This is a genomic window from Clostridium sardiniense (assembly GCF_019753795.1).
Taxonomy (GTDB): domain Bacteria; phylum Bacillota; class Clostridia; order Clostridiales; family Clostridiaceae; genus Clostridium; species Clostridium sardiniense.
In genome coordinates, this window is the sequence record NZ_JAIKTU010000008.1 from 166,686 (window position 1) to 185,432 (window position 18,747).

15 protein-coding genes and 1 other annotated feature are annotated in these 18,747 nt (G+C 30.5%); of the genes, 10 read left to right on the forward strand and 5 right to left on the reverse strand.

Going from position 1 to position 18,747, the window contains the following annotated elements; genetic code table 11:
• The first annotated feature begins 35 nt into the window (after positions 1-35).
• The 3 genes from K5V21_RS11260 (at position 36) to K5V21_RS11270 (ending at position 3,613) form a co-directional block, all read left to right on the forward strand.
• On the forward strand, positions 36-1,094 hold the full coding sequence (locus K5V21_RS11260; RefSeq protein ID WP_221861334.1) for a CdaR family transcriptional regulator: 1,059 nt from the start codon (positions 36-38) through the stop codon (positions 1,092-1,094).
• Positions 1,095-1,204: 110 nt separating this feature from the next.
• Complete coding sequence (locus K5V21_RS11265; protein WP_221861335.1) at positions 1,205-2,461, forward strand: GntP family permease; 1,257 nt, start codon at positions 1,205-1,207, stop codon at positions 2,459-2,461.
• Positions 2,462-2,491: 30 nt separating this feature from the next.
• Positions 2,492-3,613, forward strand: coding sequence for a glycerate kinase (locus K5V21_RS11270; RefSeq protein ID WP_221861336.1), 1,122 nt, complete (start codon positions 2,492-2,494; stop codon positions 3,611-3,613).
• A 127-nt stretch (positions 3,614-3,740) separates the two neighbouring features.
• Here the strand turns inward: K5V21_RS11270 and K5V21_RS11275 are convergent, their stop codons facing one another.
• Complete coding sequence (locus K5V21_RS11275; RefSeq protein WP_221861337.1) at positions 3,741-4,574, reverse strand: AraC family transcriptional regulator; 834 nt, start codon at positions 4,572-4,574, stop codon at positions 3,741-3,743.
• Positions 4,575-4,848: 274 nt separating this feature from the next.
• Here K5V21_RS11275 and K5V21_RS11280 point away from each other — a divergent pair, with 274 nt between their 5' ends.
• Together K5V21_RS11280 and ebgA are read left to right on the forward strand one after the other, a co-directional pair.
• A complete protein-coding gene (locus K5V21_RS11280) occupies positions 4,849-6,384 on the forward strand; it encodes an amino acid permease (protein WP_221861338.1) in 1,536 nt (511 codons plus the stop codon).
• Positions 6,385-6,432: 48 nt separating this feature from the next.
• Positions 6,433-9,495, forward strand: coding sequence for a beta-galactosidase subunit alpha (ebgA, locus tag K5V21_RS11285; RefSeq protein ID WP_221861339.1), 3,063 nt, complete (start codon positions 6,433-6,435; stop codon positions 9,493-9,495).
• Between the two features lie 97 nt (positions 9,496-9,592).
• Here ebgA and asnS read toward each other — a convergent pair whose 3' ends face one another.
• Positions 9,593-10,987, reverse strand: a complete 1,395-nt coding sequence (gene asnS / locus K5V21_RS11290; protein ID WP_221861340.1) for an asparagine--tRNA ligase — start codon at positions 10,985-10,987, stop codon at positions 9,593-9,595.
• A 63-nt stretch (positions 10,988-11,050) separates the two neighbouring features.
• Positions 11,051-11,307, reverse strand: a binding site (T-box leader).
• Between the two features lie 100 nt (positions 11,308-11,407).
• Here asnS and K5V21_RS11295 point away from each other — a divergent pair.
• On the forward strand, positions 11,408-11,884 hold the full coding sequence (locus K5V21_RS11295; RefSeq protein ID WP_221861341.1) for a cytochrome b5 domain-containing protein: 477 nt from the start codon (positions 11,408-11,410) through the stop codon (positions 11,882-11,884).
• Positions 11,885-11,971: 87 nt separating this feature from the next.
• Here the strand turns inward: K5V21_RS11295 and K5V21_RS11300 are convergent, their stop codons facing one another.
• Positions 11,972-12,670, reverse strand: a complete 699-nt coding sequence (locus K5V21_RS11300; RefSeq protein ID WP_221861342.1) for a metallophosphoesterase family protein — start codon at positions 12,668-12,670, stop codon at positions 11,972-11,974.
• Between the two features lie 155 nt (positions 12,671-12,825).
• On the opposite strand from K5V21_RS11300, the gene K5V21_RS11305 reads away from it, so the two are divergent.
• From K5V21_RS11305 to K5V21_RS11320, 4 genes are all read left to right on the forward strand, one after another.
• Positions 12,826-13,905, forward strand: coding sequence for a M24 family metallopeptidase (locus K5V21_RS11305; protein WP_204594093.1), 1,080 nt, complete (start codon positions 12,826-12,828; stop codon positions 13,903-13,905).
• A gap of 54 nt (positions 13,906-13,959) precedes the next feature.
• Positions 13,960-14,847, forward strand: coding sequence for a potassium channel family protein (locus tag K5V21_RS11310; protein WP_221861343.1), 888 nt, complete (start codon positions 13,960-13,962; stop codon positions 14,845-14,847).
• Between the two features lie 145 nt (positions 14,848-14,992).
• Positions 14,993-15,523: a sigma-70 family RNA polymerase sigma factor gene (locus tag K5V21_RS11315; RefSeq protein WP_221861344.1), complete on the forward strand. Its 531-nt coding sequence runs from the start codon at positions 14,993-14,995 to the stop codon at positions 15,521-15,523.
• A gap of 8 nt (positions 15,524-15,531) precedes the next feature.
• The gene (locus tag K5V21_RS11320) at positions 15,532-16,566 is read left to right on the forward strand and encodes a DUF4179 domain-containing protein (protein ID WP_221861345.1); all 1,035 of its coding nucleotides are present in this window, start codon (positions 15,532-15,534) and stop codon (positions 16,564-16,566) included.
• Positions 16,567-16,610: 44 nt separating this feature from the next.
• On the opposite strand, the gene K5V21_RS11325 is transcribed toward K5V21_RS11320, so the two are convergent.
• Together K5V21_RS11325 and K5V21_RS11330 are read right to left on the reverse strand one after the other, a co-directional pair.
• On the reverse strand, positions 16,611-17,837 hold the full coding sequence (locus tag K5V21_RS11325; RefSeq protein WP_221861346.1) for a NupC/NupG family nucleoside CNT transporter: 1,227 nt from the start codon (positions 17,835-17,837) through the stop codon (positions 16,611-16,613).
• A 50-nt stretch (positions 17,838-17,887) separates the two neighbouring features.
• The gene (locus K5V21_RS11330; RefSeq protein ID WP_221861347.1) at positions 17,888-18,706 is read right to left on the reverse strand and encodes a purine-nucleoside phosphorylase; all 819 of its coding nucleotides are present in this window, start codon (positions 18,704-18,706) and stop codon (positions 17,888-17,890) included.
• Positions 18,707-18,747: the final 41 nt, after the last annotated feature.

Sequence of the window (18,747 nt, forward strand, 5' to 3'; positions counted from 1 at the left end):
TTAAGTTAATAAACTTATTATTAGGAGGAGTCTATATGCTTAGCAAAGAATTGGCTCAAAATATTTCAAAAAAGATGATGGAAGTAATTCCGTATAACGTTAATATAATGAATGAAAATGGCGTTATTATTGGAAGTGGAGATAATAATAGAATTGGTGATATTCATAAAGGTGCAGTTGAGACATTAGAGAAAAAATGTATTACTGAAATAGATAAAGAAGTAGGAGGCGTTAAACCTGGTGTTAACACTCCTATATTTTTTAGAGGTAAGGTAATAGGTGTTATAGGAATAACTGGAGATCCAGAAGAGGTTAGACAGTTTTCAAAACTTGTATCTGTTACAGCAGAACTTTTAATAAATCAAGAATATACATTAAATCAATATCTTATAAGGAAGCAATTGGAGGAAGAGTATATATATGAATTATTGTATTCAAATAAGGAATATGATAATGATTTTATACAAAGGGGAAAATCATTAGGTATAGATTTAAGTAAAAGGAGAGCTGTTATAATTTTAAATTACCAAAGGGAAAATGAAAGTGCAATAAAAACAAAGCTAGATAAAATTATAAATAGCAATGAGTATTTTATAAATATATCAAATAATAGATTTGCAATAATTACTGTAGTTGATGATAAGTTTAATGAAAAGGTAATCAGGATAGATAAGAGCTTAAGCAAATATAAAATATCAATTGGAGTTGGAAATCCCCATAAAATATTACAAAACTCTTTGATAGAAAGTATTGAAGCGCTAAATATTGGACAAAAAATATATGAAAAAGATAGAGTGAATTTTTATAGCAAAATAAAACTTTTTTATTATATGGACGACTTTTTCTTTCAAGATGAGAATAAAGAAGTAATGTATAAAATTAAAAATGAAGGAGAAGAATTATTTGAAACATTTATTACTTACTTTGATATGAATGGAGAAAAAAATAAAGTGGCAGATAAACTTCACATACACAGAAATACATTAAATTATAGATTAAATAAGATAGAGGAAGCAACCGAGTTAAATTTTGAAAATTATATTGATTTATTTCAATTTTTATCAAGTTATATAAGTTATAAACTTAAGAATTAATTGTGCATTTGAACAAAAATATTTAACGAAGTTTGTTTTAAGTAATAATGAAATTGATTACTAAAACATTTACAATAAGTAAATAACATAAGATGAAAGGAGAGATAGTGATGAATGTTACAGTTACGGCATTAGGAGCAGTAGTTGCATTGATAGTAGCTATCGTATTAATTGTAAAAAAAGTTCACCCAGCTTATGGATTAATTCTTGGAGCAATTGTTGGAGGATTAGTTGGAGGTGCAGGACTTACAGGAACAGTATCATTAATGATGGATGGCGCTAAGGGAATGATTCCTGCGATACTTAGAATATTAACAGCTGGAGTTTTAGCTGGTGTACTTATAGAATCAGGGGCCGCAGCTAAAATAGCAGAAACTATTGTTGAAAAAATAGGGGAATCAAGAGCACTTATGGCATTAACAATTGCCACAACAGTACTTACAATGGTTGGGGTATTTGTAGATGTAGCAGTAATAACTGTTTCACCTATAGCACTTGCTATAGCGCAAAAATCAAAATTAAGTAAAACAGCAATATTAATAGCAATGGTTGGTGGAGGAAAAGCAGGAAACATAATGTCACCAAATCCAAATACTATTGCAGCAGCAGATAATCTTGGAGTTCCATTAACTTCAGTAATGCTTGCAGGTATTATACCAGCTATTTTCGGAATTATAATAACATGTATTATTTCAAAAAGATTAAAACAAAAAGGAACCTTCGTAAATGAAGATGATAAATTAAAAGAAGTAGAGAATATGCCTAGTTTCTTTGCAGCTATTCTAGGACCTATAGTTGCAATAGTACTTTTAATGTTAAGACCAATAGCAGGAATAGCTATTGATCCATTAATAGCACTTCCAGTTGGAGGAGTATGTGGGATATTAGCAATGGGTAAAATAAGATATTTAAATAGATATGCCACATTTGGATTATCAAAGATGACAGGCGTTGCAGTTCTTTTAATAGGAACTGGGACATTAGCTGGAATAATAGCAAATTCAGGACTTAAAGATGTAATAATACAAGGAGTTAATGCACTAGGATTACCAAGTTTTGCATTAGCACCTATATCAGGTATATTAATGTCAGCTGCAACAGCTTCAACAACATCAGGTACAGCAGTTGCAGCATCGGTATTTGGACCTACAATCGTTGGACTTGGAGTAACACCACTTGCAACAGCTGCAATGATTCATGTTGGAGCAACAGTATTAGATCATTTGCCACACGGTAGTTTCTTCCATGCAACTGGAGGAAGTGTATCAATGGATATGAAAGAAAGATTAAAACTTATACCATATGAATCATTAGTTGGGTTGACAATGACAATTGTATCAACAATAATATTTGGATTCATACTTTAAGATATAGTTAAAGGAAGGAGAAAAGTTACCATGAAATTTGTATTAGCACCCGATTCTTTCAAAGAGAGCATGACTTCAAAGGAAGCGTGCGATGCGATGGAGCGAGGAATAAAAAAAGTAATAAAAGATGCAGAATGTATTAAGGTACCTATGGCAGATGGAGGAGAAGGAACAGTTGAAGCTTTAGTTTGGGCTACAAATGGATCAATTTCAAAAGTCATGGTAAAGGGTCCTTTAGGAAACGACGTTGAAGCTAAGTTTGGAATGCTTGGAAACTCAAAAACTGCAGTAATTGAAATGGCAGAAGCAAGTGGAATCGCACTTGTAGATAGAGATAAAAGAAATCCTATGATTTCAACAACATACGGTACTGGACAGATAATAAAAAGAGCATTAGATTTAGGTGCTGAAAGAATTGTTATTGGAATTGGAGGAAGTGCTACTAATGATGGTGGAGCTGGTATGATCCAAGCATTAGGAGTAAAATTACTTGATGAAGATGGTAATGAACTTTCTTTTGGAGGAGGAGAGCTCGGAAAACTTTCTAAAATAGATATATCAGAATTAGATAAAAGATTAAAGGATATAGATATAGAAGTTGCTTGTGATGTAACTAATCCACTTTGTGGAAAATTTGGAGCATCTCATATTTTTGGACCACAAAAAGGAGCAACAGAAGAGATGGTCTTACAACTTGATAAAAATCTAGAGCATTATGCAGAAAAAATTAAAGAATATTTAGGCAAAGATATAAAGGATGTAGAAGGAGCTGGAGCGGCTGGAGGCCTTGGAGCTGCACTTCTAGCATTTTTGGATGGCAAGCTTAAAAGAGGAATTGATATTGTAATAGAGCATACTAGATTAGAAGAAAAATTAGAAGGTGCAGACTTCTTGCTTACAGGTGAAGGTAGTATTGATGATCAAACTATTTATGGAAAGACTCCTATGGGCGTTTCAGTAGTTGCAAAGAAAAAATGTGTAAAGTCAATTGCTTTTGGCGGAAGGGTATTAGAAGGATCTGAAAATCTTTATAATATAGGAATAAGTTCTATATTCTCTATTACTCCTGGAGTTATAACATTAGATGAAGCACTAAAAGATGGAAGTAAGAATTTAGAGAAAACAGTTGAGAATGTTATAAGACTTTTATAAGATATCCATAGAAGTTATACACAAATATGTGGATAAATAGCCAATAGAATTTAATATTGTGGATAAAATATAAGCACCAGATTTTTGTATATAGCTTAATAAAGCTTGTATAAAAATCTGGTGTATTTTATTTATTTTTTATAAATTTATTTCTATAATTAATAGGTGATAATCCATTATACTTTGTAAATATACGTGAAAAATATGATGGACTACTAAAGCCAGTTAAGTATGCTATTTCATTTATAGAAGAAGTACTCTTTCTTAAAAGTTCACAAGCTTTATTTAATCTATAATTTATAAGATATTGCTGTGGACTCATTGTCATATTTGATTTGAAAAGTTTAAATAAGTGACTTCTATCGATATTTACTTCAGTAGCTATATCTGCAACAGATATTTCTTTATCATAATTTTTGTGAATGAAATCTAATGCCTCAGTAACGTAGGTAGCTGAATTACTAACGTTATAATTACTTGTCTTATTATCATATTCGCTTATAAGAGTGCCTAAAAATAAATAAAGATAACCTATAGCAAGAAATGGATCACCAGTATTACAATATTCAAATATTTTATCAAAATAAGAATTAATGGATTTGTCTTTCTGATAATTAAAAACATAGTTATCATTTGAAAAACCACATAATTTAAGCAATGACTTGCATTCAGTACCATTAAATCCTATCCATTTATATTTCCAAGGATTATCTTCACAAGGAAAGTATTTATTTTTAACTTGAGGTGGAATTAAAAAGCCATTACCTTTTTTTAAGTGATATTCTATTCCATCTATAGTTGCTATGCCTTCACCTTCTACAATATAGTGAATTAGATAGTAATCTATAGGTACATATTCAAAGGGCTTTGTGGCTTTACAATCTTCATAACCACACTCGTAAATAAATAGTTCTTTGCTAGGTCTGTTGTTAGTCTTAAATAATCCAACAAAATCTCCCATGATGAAAACCTCCTTAAAAGATGCAACAAAAGTGAAAATTAATACAACAAAATGTAATCGAAAAAATCTTTGATAGAATATAAAATTTAATTAGAAAAAATATTCAATACAATATAATTTTACCATCTAGTAAATATATTTACAAATAGATGCAAAATAGTATATACAGGATTCTATTATTTTTTACATCATTTGTAAAGGTTTACCGAAGTGGTTAGGATATTGACTTTGGATTATGGAATAATTAAAAGGTTATAAATAAGGAGGAATTAACATGGAGGATTCAAGAAGAAGGATGAGCTCTAAGGCATTAATGCTTATGACATTTACTGCTGTATTCTCATTCAACAGCATAATTAATAACAGTATAAATATAGGGCTTGCATCAATACCGACTTATGTATTTGCAACGATATTTTACTTTTTCCCATTTGCACTTATGATCGGGGAGTTTTCATCAGCAAATCAAGATTCAGAATCAGGGGTTTATAGTTGGATTAAAACAGCGTTAGGTGAAAAATGGGCATTCTTAGGATCTTGGGCATATTTCTTTGTTAACTTATTTTTCTTTACATCATTATTACCACAAACTTTAATATATGCTTCATACACATTCTTAGGAAGGAATATATTCCAAGGAAGTAATATGACAGTTATTATATCAATTGTATCAATAGTACTATTTTGGATTTCAACATATGTATCTACAAAAGGTGTAGATTGGATATCGAAAATAACTAATATATCAGGGATAGCTAGAATAGTAATTGGTATTGGATTTATAGTTTTAGCTTTTGGAGTGACTTTTGTATTAGGAGAAAGTCCAGCACAAGACTTTACAGCAACTACAGTAGCTCCAAAATTTAATTGGGCATACTTCATGACACTTGCATGGATACTTCAAGCAGTTGGAGGGGCCGAGAGTATTGGGGTATACGTCAAAGATGTTAAAGGTGGAACAAAAGCTTTTGTAAGAACTATGTTATTATCTACGGCTGCAATAGGATTAATTTATAGCTTAGGTTGTGTAGCTGTTGGTTTAATAGTTCCTGAATCAACTTTAAGTGGGAATTTCTCAAATGGATTATTTGATTCATTCGTGATTTTAGGTAAGTACTATGGAATAGGTAACTTCATTACTAATATAGTTGGTTTAATAATGCTGTTAAGTAGTATAGGATCACTTGTTATATGGACTGCTGCACCAGCTAAAATACTTTTCTCAGAGATTCCAGAAGGAATTCTTGGAAAGTGGATTGCAAAAACAGATAAGCAAGGAACTCCAGTAAATGCATTATATATGCAAGCTATTATAGTAACTATTCTTTTAATAATACCTGCACTTGGCATAGGTTCTATGGATACATTCTTAGAAACTTTAATAAATATGACAGCAGCAACATCATTAATACCAGTATTATTCTTACTTTTTGCTTATGTAGTTTTCAGAGTTAAGAAAGATCATATAAAGAGAGATTTTAGACTTGGAAGTAGGAATGTAGGTATAGGGATTGGGATAATGATATTTGTATTATTCACATTATCATTTGTAATTTCAACAATTCCGGAACCTTCAGTAATTATTGATTATTTAAAAGGAGTACCATTAGCAGAAGGTGTTGCAAATCCAATGTTTGTACTTGGTTACAACATATTAGGGATAGTAATATTTATGGGTGTCGCATTATTCTGTTGGAATAGATATGAAAAGAGTATAAATGTTTCAAATACTATGGAAAGAAGAGGTAGAAAATCTAATTTAGTTGCTCAAGAAGTAGCTGCAACTAAAAGTAGTGATAAAGATAGATAATTTTAGAATATAAGATAATTATTAAGTAGATAAAATGGGAGGATTATTATGAAACTTTGGGAAAACATTAATGTTGATGGAATTAATAGATTAGAGGCAAGAAGTTATTTTAGAAGCTTTGATTCAATGGAAAAGGCAGAAATAAATGAAAATAGGTATAGTCATAAATTTAAAAATTTAAATGGTACATGGAAATTCTTATTCTTAGATGCACCGGAATATTCACCAGCTGGATTTAGTGATGATGACTTTAATACAGAAAGTTGGGATGATATAATCGTTCCAGGGAATTGGCAATTACAAGGGTATGGAAAAATGCATTATTCAGATCTTTGGTACAACTTCCCTATAAACCCTCCATATGTGCCAACAGAAAATCCAACAGGAATTTATAAGAGAAGTTTTTATATTGATGAGAGTTGGAATGATAAAAGGGTAATATTAAGATTTAATGGTGTAGATTCAGCATTTAATCTTTGGATAAATGGGGTAGAAGTTGGATATAGCAAGGGAGCTAGACTTTTAACTGAATTTGATATAACAGATCATATAAGAGTTGGAGAAAACCAGTGTACTGTTAGAGTTTATCAATGGTCAGATGGAACATATTTAGAAGACCAAGATATGTGGTGGCTAAGTGGAATATTTAGAGATGTTGAAATTATAGGAGAACCAAAAGAGGGTATTGAAGATATATATGTAGTTACAGATTTAGATGAAAATTATAATAATTCAAATCTAAATGTAAATTTAAAGCTTAGATCATTAGAATGCGATATGATTTCCTTTAAATTAGTAGATAAAGATAATAATAAAGTATTTGAGGAGTCAGTTGAGGTAAGCAATGAAAAAATAACATTTAATAAAGAAGTAATGGCTCCATTAAAGTGGACAGCAGAAACTCCAAATCTATATACATTATTCATAACTGTTATGAAGTCTGGAGAAGTAATAGAAGTTATACCTCAAAGAGTTGGCTTTAGAAAAATAGAATTAAAGGGTGAAGTTTTCACTGTAAATGGAGTTGCTATAAAGTTTAAAGGTGTAAATAGACATGATTATAATCCTAAGACTGGAAGAGTTGTAACAAGAGAAGAGATTGAAAAAGATATTATTTTAATGAAAGAGAATAATATAAATGCTATAAGAACAGCTCATTATCCAAATCAATATTATTTATATGAATTATGTGATGAGTACGGAATGTATTTAATTGCAGAAACAGATCTAGAATGCCATGGATTTGAATTAACAGGAAACTACAAGTGGATAACTGATGATCCAGCTTGGGAATTAGCTTACGTTAAGAGAATGGAAAGAATGGTTGAAATGCTAAAGAACCATCCATCAATAATAATGTGGTCTTTAGGAAATGAATCAGCATTTGGATGTAACTTTAAGGCTATGACTGAAAAGACAAAGGAAATAGATCCAACTAGATTAGTACATTATGAAGGTGATTTTGATGCTGAAATAACAGATGTATACAGCACTATGTATACTTGGCTTGAGCATAAGGAAAAATTGCTTATGGATAAAGTTATTAAAGAGAGTAAAAAGCCTCATATACTTTGTGAATACTGTCACGCTATGGGTAATGGACCTGGAAATCTTAAAGAATACCAAGATTTATTCTATGCGCATGATAAGCTACAAGGTGGATTTGTTTGGGAATGGTTTGATCATGGTATAGAAACTATTAGTGAAGATGGAGAAGTTTATTATAGATATGGTGGAGATTTTGGTGATGATCCAAGTAACATTAATTTTTGTATAGATGGACTTATAATGCCAGATAGAACTCCATCACCAGGATTACTTGAATACAAGAAAGTAATAGAGCCTGTTCAAACTGAAGCTGTAGATTTAAATAAGGGAATATTTAAGCTTATAAATAGATATGATTTTAATAACTTAAATACTTTAGATTTAGTATATACAATAGTTGAGGACGATAAGATAATAGAAAGCAAAAAGGTAGAGCTTCCTTCAATTGAAGCAAGAGATACTAAAGAAATAGAACTTAACTACTCTTTAGATTTCAAGAAGATTAAAGGTGCTGACTATTATGTAAACTTCTCTTATGTATTAAAGGAAGATACTATGTGGTCGAAAGCTGGAATTGAACTTGCAACAGCACAATTTAAGTTACCGATAGATACAGAGATGGTAAAGGTAAAACCAGAAGGCGATTTAGAAGTTAAAAAAGATAACTATAGATTAATAGCTAAAGGTGAAGACTTTGAAGTAGAATTCGACTTAGTTAGAGGTAATATATTACATGTGATTAAAGATGGATATAAATTAGTAGAAGAAGGTCCAAAGTTAAACTTCTGGAGAGCTCCAATTGATAATGATATGTATGTAGTTGAAGATTATAAGAAAAAATACTTTATGCATTTAATGCACGAAGTTGTAAAAGAAGTATCTTATGATGTAAAAGAAAATATATTAACTGTTACTGTAAAAGTTGTAAATGGAACAACAAATAGTTCATGGTACTATGAATCAAGCTATGAATATGTAGTATATCCAACTGGAGATATAGTAGTAAATGTAGAAGGAGTTCCTTCAGGAATGATTGAAAATGCACCAGATATGTTACCGAGAATAGGTGTTAAGCTTAAGGTTAATAAAGGTTGTAGCAATATAACTTGGAAGGGAAGAGGTCCAGGAGAATCTTATGCAGATACTAAAGAGTGCAATCTTTTTGGAGTATTTAATAAGACAGTAGATGAGATGTTTACAAACTATGTTAAGCCACAAGAAAACGGTAATCGTTCAGACTGTAAGTGGGCAAGCTTAGTTAATGGAAAAGGATTAGGATTAATTGCATCAACTGAAAATAAGTTTGATTTTAGTGCATCTTATTATGAAGATATAGATTTAGAATATGCTAAGCATACAATAGACCTTAAAAAGAGAGATTATGTAGTATTAAATATTGACTACAAGCAAAATGGTGTTGGAACTAATTCTTGTGGACAAAGTCAATTAGAAAAGTATAGATGTAAGTTTGAACCATTCAAATTATCATTTAAATTAACGTCATACAATAATACAGAGGTTTCAGCAGTGTCATTAGGTAGAGAAGTAATAGAAAGAAAATAGATAAATAGAAATAGAGATGATTTGTTTTAAAAAGGGATTTTTAAATAAACTAAAAAAGAATGAGTCTTATTGGCTCATTCTTTTTCTATTAAATATATTAGAAGTCTGATTGACCAGTTGTTCTTGGGAATGGTATTACGTCTCTGATATTTGACATACCAGTGATGTACATTATTAATCTTTCGAATCCAAGTCCGTATCCTGAGTGCTTAGTTTCTCCGTACTTTCTAAGCTCTAAGTACCACCAGTAATCTTCTTCGTTTAAGTTAAGTTCTGCCATTCTTTGCTTTAATAAGTCAAGTCTTTCTTCTCTTTGGCTACCACCAATGATTTCTCCTATTCCAGGAACTAAAAGATCCATAGCAGCAACTGTTTTATTATCATCATTCATTCTCATGTAGAATGCCTTGATATCCTTTGGATAATCAGTTACAAATAGTGGTTTTTTGAAATGTTCTTCTGTTAAGAATCTTTCATGTTCTGTTTGAAGGTCAATTCCCCATTCAACTGGGTAGTCAAACTTCTTACCACAATTCTTTAATATTTCAACTGCATCTGTATAAGTAACTCTAGCAAAGTCTGAGTTTGCAACATGGTTTAGTCTTTCAACTAATCCTTTATCGATGAACTTATTGAAGAATTCTATTTCTTCTGGACATTCTTTCATTACATACTTAATTACGTAAGTAAGCATTTCTTCTGCAAGCTTCATGTTGTCTTCTAAATCAGCAAATGATATTTCAGGTTCAACCATCCAGAACTCTGCTGCATGTCTTGCTGTATTTGAATTTTCTGCCCTAAATGTTGGTCCGAATGTATAAATGTTTCTAAATGCTAAAGCATATGATTCACCATTTAATTGTCCTGAAACTGTAAGATTAGTTTCTTTTCCAAAGAAATCTTGAGTGTAATCAATAGCTCCTTCTTCAGTTTTAGCAACATCATTTAAGTCAAGAGTTGTTACTCTAAACATTTCTCCTGCACCTTCGCAGTCACTTCCAGTAAGGATTGGAGTATGAGTATAAACAAATCCTTGATCTTGGAAGAACTTATGAATAGCGAAAGCAGCAACTGATCTTACTCTAAATACTGCTGAGAAAGCATTACTTCTAGGTCTTAAGTGAGCTATTGTTCTTAAGTACTCAAAGGTATGTCTTTTCTTTTGAAGAGGATAGTCTGAATCTGACATCCCTTCAATTACTATTTCTTTAGCTTGAATTTCAAATGGTTGTTTTGCATTTGGAGTTTCAACTAAAGTACCAACTACTTTTAATGATGAGCAGATTGGAAGTTTTGATATTTCTTTAAAATTATCTAATTTGTTATCAAAAACAATTTGGATATTCTTAAAGAAAGAACCATCATTAACTTCTATGAAACCAAAAGCATTTGAAGCTCTTAAAGTTCTTATCCAACCAGTTATAGACACTTCTTTATCTAAGTAATCTGAAGTATTTCTGTAAATTGACTTTACTAAAGTATTTTTATCCATTATATTACCTCCTGTAATTTTAAAAATCTTTTTATAAAATAAAAAAACCTCTCATCCCCAAAACTATGGGACGAAAGGATACTATCGCGGTACCACCCAAATTGCTATAAAATTTATAGCCAACTCAAAATGTAGGCACATTTAATTATGCCCTTCTAGAAGTTAACGGTCTAGAAAATTCCGTCTAAGTCTACTAACAATAAATGCTTTCGGTTAGAAACTCGGAGATGTTCTTCAAAATAGGCTTCATATAAGGCTTACACCATCCCTTACTCGCTAAGACTACTTCCTAAGTTTACTCTTCTCGTCACAGTCATTTTAAAAATAATATTATATTAAATTGATTTTACAATACTTTTCTAACAAATGCAACTTACTTAGCATATATTACTTATATATTAATGTTATAGGAGAAGTTTTATGATACTTGAGAAGCTTATAATGAAGAAAAATAGTGAGCTTAATGAATTAAAAAACAGACTTTTTTACAGAGGAGAAGAAGATAGGGAGGAAATTTTAGAAGATATCAAGAATGTAATTGAAGATTTAGATATCATATTAGAGGAAGAAAAGAAATTAGATATTGAAGTAGAAGAAAATAGCTTCAGAGGATATAGAGGCTACAGAGAGATTAACGAAGAACCTAATGAGGCTGATAGAGCAGGTAGAGAATTTACTATGATGGATTTAGCAAAATATAATGGTCAAAATGGAGCATCAGCTTATATAGCTATAGATGGAACTGTTTATGATGTGACAGGTATTATGGGATTTGAAGATGGAAATCATTTTGGAGTAAGACCTGGAACAGATGCAAGCAAAAACTTTAAAGAATGTCACAATGGAGACAGGAAAGTACTTATGAATTTGAGGAAGGTTGGAGTATTAAGACAGTAGGGTAATAGTTATTTACAATTGACAAAGGGGCTTATATAAATATGATATTAAAATTTATATAAGCCCTCATTATAAATTTTAGCTTAGTTATTCTACGCCGGTCTCAAAAGATTTTATTAAACTTTCAGGGAATTTAAGCATTGTCATATCTTTTATTATTCTTTTAACTTCGTAAGTAATTTCTTGTATTTCAGCTTTTATAGGTCTATTATTTTCAATATCTAATATACAGTAGGTTGGATTTGGACGTCCTATTTTAGGTTTTCCTATGCTACCATCATTTATAAAAAGCTTGTCTCCAAAACGCTTTACTGATGGTATATGAGTATGAGCACATACTAAGACATCTTCTTTTAGGTTTTTCATAATCTCAGAAGTATTCTCTCCATCTTCTAACATATATTCATTGATTTTATTTGGACTTCCGTGAACAAATAAAATTTTTTTTCCTTCAAATTCTAATGTGATAGAAGTTGGAAGTGAATTTAAATAAAATTTATTTACAGCTCTAAGTTCATCTACCGCCCAAGGTAGAGAGAAGGAGTTTATGCTGTTTTCTCTTATAAAAGTGTAATTTTCATCTACAACTGAAGCATCGTAATTACCCTTTAAACAAATGATATTTCTTCTTTTTATCATTGCAACTACTTCATTTGGATGAGGTCCGTATCCTACTAAATCTCCTAAGCAAATTATAGTATCTACTTTTTGATCTTCTATATCTTCTAAAGCTCTCATTAATGCGTAAAGATTTCCGTGTATATCTGAGATTACTGCTATTTTCATGTGTATATCCTCCTAAATATTATGTTAATAATATTATAGCACTTACATTAATTTATAGTTATTAAATAATACTTAAGTTGTTATGATTTGTAATTTATTCATAATAGTATATTATAATAAGTAATATAAAAAATTAATAAACGGAGGGAAGAAGAATGAAAGAAAATAGAATTAAAAAAGTTATAACTGAAATGGAGAAGGAAAACTTATCACAGATGATAGTTTCATCACCATCATCACTTTTCTATTTAACAGGAAAATGGTTCCACCCAGGAAATAGAATGATAGCTTTACTTATTAAATCAAATGGTGATCATAAGTTAGTTATAAATAAATTATTCCCTGTTGAAGAAGATTTAGGGGTAGATTTAGTATGGTATGTAGATACTGAAAATCCAGTAGAAGTATTAGCAAAATATGTTGATAAGGATAAAGAACTTGGAATAGATAAAACTTGGGCATCACATTTCTTACTATCATTAATGGATTTAAATGCAGCTAAAGGATATAAAAATGCATCACCAATAATTGATAATTTAAGAATGATAAAAGATGAAGAAGAAATAGCGATAATGAAAGAATCATCAAAGCGAAATGATAAAACTATGAAAGATTTATGGAGCAACTTAAAAGAAGGCATGACAGAAATAGAATGTGTAGAATTATTAGAAAAATTATACGCTGAAAATGGGGTTCATAAATTCTCATTCTCACCTATCATTGCAGTTTCACCAAATGGAGCGGACCCACACCATAGCACTGATGATTCAGTACTTAAAAAAGGACATAGCATAGTAATAGATATGGGGGGAGTTTATAATGATTACTGTTCAGATATGACAAGAACAGTATTCTTTAAGGAAGAGCCATCAGAAGAGCATAAAAAGATATATAACATAGTAAGAGAAGCTAATGAAAGAGCTATTGCTATGATAAAACCAGGAGTTAAATTCTCAGATATAGATAATACAGCAAGAAGCTATATTACAGAACAAGGATATGGAGAATATTTTACACATAGAACAGGACATTGTATAGGAATAGACTGCCATGACTTTGGTGATGTAAGCGGAGTAAATCACAATGAAGTTAAGCCAGGAATGATATTCTCAATAGAACCAGGAATATATTTAAGTGGTAACATAGGAGTTAGAGTAGAAGATTTAGTTTTAGTTACTGAAGATGGATGTGAAAGATTAAATAAAGTAACTAAAGAATTAACAGTAATAAAATAAAAATTTTGGAGGAGTTATTTATAATAATTCCTCCTATAAATTTAAGGTGAATTTATGGGAAGATTAATGATATTTCTCTGTACTATAATTGCTGTAGGGGCTATGTTTAGTAATAGAGAGAATAATGAGCGAGCAATTACTATAATAAAGAATTTATTTATAGAAATAAACGTTACGTATTTAAATTTATTTAAAGAAAAATCAAAAATTACGAGATGGTTTCAAGGATCATTTTTTATTTTTGCTGAAATAATGACAATAATAGGCGCACTAGGAGTAGCCTTTAGAAGTATGAACAATGATATTACGAAAAAAACTTTTTTGATTCCAATACTTATAATAGGGATTGTAATTGCGGTTCATTTATCAATAGGTTACCTACTTCTTGTACTAACTAATATTCAATTATTCATAACAAAAATAGATAATAGAAATTTAAAAACAGAGCTTTTAATAGCATACTTTATTATAAGTACATACTTTTTTACATTAATAATATTCCCTGATGATTTTGAGAGTACATATATCACAGGGCTTATTGGGCTTGCCATATCGTATTATTTAAATATGAAAGTTTTAATAAAACTTATAAGAAATCCTAGAGATGTTCATAGTGAAAAGAGTGAAAGAAAATCTGGAAAGTCTGGAAAGCAAAGAAATAGTGTAGTCATAGCCTCAATTCTACTTTTAATTATGATAGTTTTAAATCTATTTTTGGCTGTGAACTTAATAAATAGTGGTATTCCAGGATCATTCTCTAACAATCCATCAAATTTTGATTTGTTTTATTATACTATAGTTACATTTACAACTATCGGATATGGAGATATAGTTCCACTTACTATAGCAGGTAAGATTATAACAATAGTAATTTCAATAACAAGTGTTGTATGCTTAACTGTATTTTTAAGTAGCGTACTTTCAAGTAGTGATGAAAAGTGAAAAAATTATATTAGCTAAAAGATAATTATAATTATCTTTTAGCTTTTTTTATTTAAAAAAATATTTATATGTGAGAACATTTTAATATATAAAGTTATCTAATAAATAGTTACGTAACTACATAGAAGGTTTAGTTAGGGGTGAAATGATGCAATTAACTATATTTAAAAAAGAGAGACTTGTTAGAAAAGCTAAAAGTGGAGAGAGGGATGCCTTCAGCGAGCTTATACGTGAAAATAAGTTATCACTTTATAAAGTGGCAAGAGGAATGCTTAAAAGAGAATGTGATATTGAAGATGCAATTCAAAATACCATAATGAAGGCTTTTGAAGGTATATCTAGCTTAAGAAATAATAGTTATTTTAAAACTTGGCTGATTAGGATACTTATAAATGAATGTAATGTTATTTTAAAAAGCAATAAAAGAGAAAGTTTAACTGATGTATCAGAAGGTTTTAATGAATTAAGGCATAATGATGAGTATGAAAATTTAGATGTTACAAATGCAGTAAATATGCTAGAAGTTGACCTTAGGGAGGTAATAGTACTTTATTACTTTGAAGATTTTAAGCAGAAGGATATTTCAGAGATATTGGGTATAAAAGAGGGGACAGTTAGGACTAGACTTCTTAGGGCTAAAAAGAAATTAAAAGAAATTTTAGGCGAAAGGGAGTAATTTTTATTATGGATAACTTTGATAAAAGAATAAAAAATAAAATAAATGATGAGATTAAAGGTATACCAGAGGATCTTGATAAAAAAATAGAAGGATTATTAAATAATAAAAAGAAAAATAATAGATGGAAGAGACCAGTAGCAGTTGCAGCTATAGGATTTATAGTATTTTCAGGGATTGGGATGACTTTTACAAGTTATGCTACTGGTATGGATATTAAGGATATAGTGTACTCAATTTTAGGATTTAATAATAACTATAATAAATATGCTACAGGAATTAATGAGACTCAGAGTAGTGAAGGAATGAAAGTAACTATAACAAGTGTTGTATTCGATGGTTATAAGATTAATATTGCGTATAAACTTGAAGTTGATGATGATAAACAGTATTTAATAGATACAAATGGATTTAATCTTCAAACAAATAATTTAGGTAAAACTAAAATAAAGATAAATAATAAAAATGTAAATACCTCATCAGGCGAGCATTGGAATTTAGATGAAGAAGGAAATCAAATTGGAGTGCTTAGTTATGATGTAGAAGAAGGTTGGTTAGATGATATATTAATTCCTAATGTATCAAAAAAACTTCTAGATAATAATGTATCAAAAGAATTCATAGGTAAAAATGCTGAAAATTTTAATATAGAAATAAATATAAATAAAGATATAAATGGGAAAGAAGCTAATTGGAAGTTTAATGTTCCTATATCTAATGAAAAATTAAGAGATGATATTAAAGAGTATAAGATAAATAAAAGTGAAGATGGAGTAAATGTAGAATCAATAATAGTAACTCCATTATCTATATACGTAAAAGGGAATCTAGGAAAAGATTATGAAGGGTTAAAAATTATTTTAGAAGATAATAAAGGTGAAAAATATAACTTCATGGCTGCAAATATAACTGGAAACTTTGGAATGTATAAATTTAGATTCGAATTTGATAATAAAATAAAGAATTTAAAAGATATTAAAACTAAAATTTTCTATAATAATAAAGAACTTAAAGAACTAGAAACTAAATTAAATATAGGATAAAAAAGAGTGCTTGAAATATTTCAAGCACTCTTTAAAGTTATATATTATATTGAGAATAGGATACCAGCAATTGTTCCTGTTAAACAAGTTGCAAGTGCACCACCTAATAATGCTTTAAATCCTAACTTTGCAATTAAACCTTTCTTTTCTGGAGCTAAAGCACCGATACCACCAATTTGGATGGCAACTGAGCTGATGTTAGCAAATCCACATAAAGCGTAAGTTAATATAAGTATTGTCTTAGGTTGTAATGTTCCAGCTGCAATATACTTAGATAATTCTGAGTAAGCAACGAACTCATTAATCATAACCTTTTGACCAAGTAAGCTACCAGCAGCTCCTAGGTCGCTAACAGGTATACCCATTGCAAATGTTAAAGGTGAGAATATCTTACCTAAAATCCATTGGAAGCTAAGTTCTGGGAAACCTACAAATCCACCAATGCTAGCTAATATGTAGTTAAGTAAAGCGATAAGTGCAACGAATGCTAAAAGCATAGCAGCAACGTTTAATGCAAGACCTAGTCCTTCGCTTGCTCCATTAGCAGCAGCTTCAACAACGTTTGATGCAGTTTGTTCTATTTGAATATCCGTAGTATTTTTTGTCTTTGGTTCTTCAGTTTCTGGTACTAATATTTTAGCTAATATAAGTCCAGCAGGAGCAGCCATTATACTTGCAGCAAGTAAGTCACCAGCATTAACTCCCATTGCAACGTATCCAGCCATAACTCCACCAGCAACCGTTGCCATACCACCAATCATGATAGCCATAAGCTCTGACTTAGTCATGTCTTTTATAAATGGTTTAACAAGAAGTGGTGCTTCTGTTTGACCTAAGAATATGTTACCAACAGCACTTAATGTTTCAGCGCCTGATGTTCCAAGTAGCTTACAAAGCCCCTTAGCTATTATTTTAACTATAAATTGCATAATTCCTAAATAGTAAAGTATTCCCATTAAAGCTGAGAAGAAGATAATTGTTGGAAGTACTTGAAGTGCAAATATCATTCCAAAAGTATCTTGGTTCATTAAGTTACCGAATAAGAACTTTGAACCTTCAAGTGTAAAGTCAAGTAACTTAGTTATAGCTTTACTACAAAAATCAAAGAATGCTCTACCAGCAGGTACTTTTAGTATTAATAATGCGAATACTACTTGTAGTCCAATCCCAATCCCAACTAAACGCCAGTTAATTTTTTTTCTGTTATCTGAGAATAGTACAGCTATTCCGATGATTGCAGCGACTCCTAATAATCCTATAAATCTACTCAATGTTAATTCTCCTTTGTTTGTAAAATTTAGTCATTTGTACTCTAGCTTTTTTATAATCGTTTGATTATTTCTCTAGTTAAAGTCATAAAGCTATCTCTAGCCTTAGTTGAAGTTTCTATAACTTCTTCGTGGTTAAGTGGTTGTTCTAAAATTCCAGCAGCCATATTTGTTAAGCATGAGATCCCTAAAACTTCAATGCCAGAATGATTTGCTATAATTACTTCTGGTGCAGTAGACATTCCTACAGCATCACCGCCCATAAATCTTACCATTCTAATTTCGGCAGGAGTTTCATAAGTGGGCCCGCTAAACATAGTATAAACTCCTTCTTTTATGTCTATTCCTAAATCTTTTGCAGTATTTTTTGCAAGGTCTCTAAGATGTGGCTTATAAGCTGTAGACATATCAGGGAATCTTGGGCCAAAGTCGTCTAAATTTCTTCCAATTAAAGGATTTGCTCCAGAGAAGTTAATTTGATCACTAATGATCATTAAGTCACCAGGCTTAAAGTCAGTATTAACTGCTCCAGCAGCGTTGGTAACGATTAACTTTTTGATTCCTAAAAGGTGCATTACTCTAACTGGAAATGTTACTTCTTGCATTGAATATCCTTCGTAATAATGGAATCTTCCTTGCATTGCAACAACAACTTTTCCTTCAAGTTTTCCTATAACTAGACGGCCAGCATGACCTTCTACAGTGGATACAGGGAAATTTGGTAACTCTTCATATGGATAAAATTCAGGTTCTTCAATTAAATCGGCTAAAGATCCTAAACCTGATCCAAGTATAAGTCCAATTTCAGGTTTATACTTACTTTTTGCAAGTATGTAATCTGAAGTAGCCTTAATGGTGTTTGATAAATCCATTTTAATCACCCCTATAAATATTTCATTTTAATTATTACTTT